This window comes from Yersinia thracica (genome assembly GCF_902170565.1).
Classification (GTDB): domain Bacteria; phylum Pseudomonadota; class Gammaproteobacteria; order Enterobacterales; family Enterobacteriaceae; genus Yersinia; species Yersinia thracica.
In genome coordinates this window covers 1-2,775 of the sequence record NZ_CABHXX010000104.1, presented here as the reverse complement: position 1 = coordinate 2,775, position 2,775 = coordinate 1, and the positions used below count along the sequence as shown (strand labels likewise).

Genomic DNA, 2,775 nt, shown 5'->3' with positions numbered 1-2,775 from the left:
CCGAGGATTATCGCGGCAATGGGCTGGGACAAAGACAATCTCAGCGAAGATCAGAAGCAGACCGTCAGTGCGCTGGCAACACTGGCCGCAGGATTAGCCGGTGGATTGACCGGCGACAGCACCGCTGATACGGTTGCCGGTGCGCAGACTGGGAAAAATGCGGTTGAGAATAACTTCCTGCTGCAAATGTTGGTGCCACCTCCACCGGTAGCAGGGCAAGCGCCACAGAGTGAAGCCAATGCTGCGATAGCGCAAAAGCTGGATACAGCGGTGAAAGAGTTTGGCAAAGATGTTGTGACAAAATGCCTCTCTGGTGGGGATTGCCCAATGGCCGCGCAAGTTGCGATATTGGCTATCCAGGCAATGATGGGTCAAGGAGAAAATGGCCCTTCTAATACTGGTGGTGATCAGATAGCTGAGTCAGGCTCAACCAACACAGGCGGAAACCAATTATCAGAACAGGGTGTGACTCATACAGGTAACAATAATGGTCAGACTGATACAGGGCCAAATAATACAGGTGGAGAACAAACTGTAGACCCATCACCAAACAACACGGGGAATACTGAGGCTGTACCTGACCTACCTAACCATATGGTAAGTGATGGACAGGACAATGGAGCTGAAAAACCCTCCAACATAAAAGTTGCCGATGATAAATTCTTAAAAAATAATGAAATAGATGCTCATCAAATCAAAAAAGACTTTCTAGGTTCTAAAGCGGAAATCAAGCTTTATGATATTTACGTTGATAAAGACAGTGGGCAGCTATGGATTTTTAGAAAGGGCGGCACAGGTGAAGGCATTCCAACTGGCGAATTTATCAAAAAATAGGATAGTTACATGGAAAAAACAACAGTTAAAGCTGAGTTTTCTATTTGTGGGGATGTTTTTGACCCAGAAGAAATAACAGCCATGCTACAAATAGAACCATCTGAAATTTATATCAAAGGTGTTATCAGTGGCACAAAGAAAAGACCTAGTACAGAGACTAGTTGGTCAGTATGTACAGAAAAGGAAGAGTCTTATGATGTTAATGAACAGACAAAAAAGTTGCTTTTTTTATTCAAAGATAAAACTGAAATCCTAGAGAAAATAAAAGAAAAATATGCTGTTACGTTTATTTTATCTCTCTTAATAGAGATAGAAAATGGCGAAAAACCATCCATTTATTGGTCGGCAGAAACGAATAAATTTCTGGGTGATATAGGCGCGGAAAGCTCCATTGATTTATATGTCTACAGCTAAAGCAGTCTGTAGTAGTTTGGCTCTTATCTGACATACAACCCCGACCAATAGTAACCGGGGTCACTGTCTTTAAGCCCTAAAAACCTCCATCTTCCCGCCGCTGCAACCGAATCACATCGGGCGCGGCGGTCACTTCCAGTTGTTCCGCGTCGGTAATGTCAGACTCAGTAAGCCAGTCGCCAGCAATCACCAACTCGCCGTTCTCCCGTACCCAATCTGCCCCTAAATCTTGGCGGTCTTGGCTGGCCTCGCGCAGCACTTCCTAGGTGGCTTCGTCGGTGACGACAGTGATCCAGAGCGTGTGATGCTGTTCGAGCAGACAAAATCCGGCCTGATGAGCGCCGGCGGCATGGGTGTCATGGCCGGCAGCAGCAGCACCAAAGTCACCGATACGGGCAAATCCCTCTCCAACGTCGGCAGCACCGTCGGCAGCGTACTGGGCAATGTCAGCATGACCGCCGGTGAAGACCTGACGGTGCAAGGCTCCGACGTGTTGGCCGGTAAAGACATTAATCTGAGCGGTAAGAGCGTCAGTATTTTGGCGGCGGAAAATCACAGCAGCCAGACTCATAGCGTCGAGCAAAAAAGCAGCGGCCTGACACTGGCGCTGTCCGGTGCGGTCGGCAGCGCTCTCAATACCGCGGCCACCACCGCCAAAGATGCCCGCGACGAAAACAATGGCCGATTAGCCGCGTTGCAAGGGGTGAAAGCGGCACTCAGTGGTGCGCAGGCGGTGCAGGCCGGCCAACTGGTGCAGGCGCAAGGGGGCGATGCCGCCAGCATGTTCGGTGTCAGTGCCTCATTAGGCTCACAAAAATCGTCCTCGCAGCAGCATCAGGAACAGACCAGCGTGACCGGTTCGACCCTGACGGCGGGCAACAACCTGACGGTGACAGCCACCGGCGAGGGGAACAGCGGCGATATTCTGGTGCAAGGCAGCCAGCTTAAAGCCGGCGGTGATACCACCTTAGATGCCGCCCGCGACTTGCTGCTACTCGGTGCCGCCAATACGCAAAAAACCGACGGCAGTAACAGCAGCAGCGGCGGCAGCGTAGGGGTCAGTCTCGGTTTGAATGGTGCCAGCAGTGGCCTGAGCATCTTTGCCAACGCCAACAAGGGCCAGGGCAATGAACACGGCAACGGCACCACCTGGACTGAAACCACCCTCGACAGCGGCGGCACCCTGTCGCTCAACAGCGGCCGCGATACTTCACTCATCGGCGCGCAGGCCAGCGGCGAAAGCGTCAAGGTGGATGTCGGCCGCGACCTGCTGCTGCAAAGCCAGCAAGACAGCGATAACTATGATGCGAAGCAGACCAGCAGCAGCGGCGGTGTCAGCGTGGCGGTGACCGGCGGCGGCTCGGCCAACCTGAGCATGAGTCAGGACAAACTGCACAGCAATTATGACTCGGTGCAGGAGCAGACCGGTATTTACGCCGGTAAAGGCGGTTTTGATATCACCGTCGGCGAGCATACTCAGCTCGATGGCGCAGTGATTGCCAGCACGGCTGACCAGAGTAAAAACAG

At 52.2% G+C, this 2,775-nt stretch carries 3 protein-coding genes and 1 pseudogene; 3 read left to right on the top strand and 1 reads right to left on the bottom strand.

Going from position 1 to position 2,775, the window contains the following annotated elements:
• On the top strand, positions 1–834 hold an 834-nt coding region (locus FTA91_RS20345), incomplete at its 5' end, for a VENN motif pre-toxin domain-containing protein (protein WP_328592897.1).
• Between the two features lie 9 nt (positions 835–843).
• Positions 844–1,248: a DUF4279 domain-containing protein gene (locus tag FTA91_RS15420; protein WP_145583571.1), complete on the top strand. Its 405-nt coding sequence runs from the start codon at positions 844–846 to the stop codon at positions 1,246–1,248.
• Between the two features lie 76 nt (positions 1,249–1,324).
• Here FTA91_RS15420 and FTA91_RS15415 read toward each other — a convergent pair whose 3' ends face one another.
• On the bottom strand, positions 1,325–1,507 hold the full coding sequence (locus tag FTA91_RS15415) for a hypothetical protein (RefSeq protein ID WP_145583569.1): 183 nt from the start codon (positions 1,505–1,507) through the stop codon (positions 1,325–1,327).
• A gap of 48 nt (positions 1,508–1,555) precedes the next feature.
• On the opposite strand from FTA91_RS15415, the pseudogene FTA91_RS15410 reads away from it, so the two are divergent.
• Positions 1,556–2,775, top strand: a pseudogene (locus FTA91_RS15410) (hemagglutinin repeat-containing protein); the annotation flags it as partial.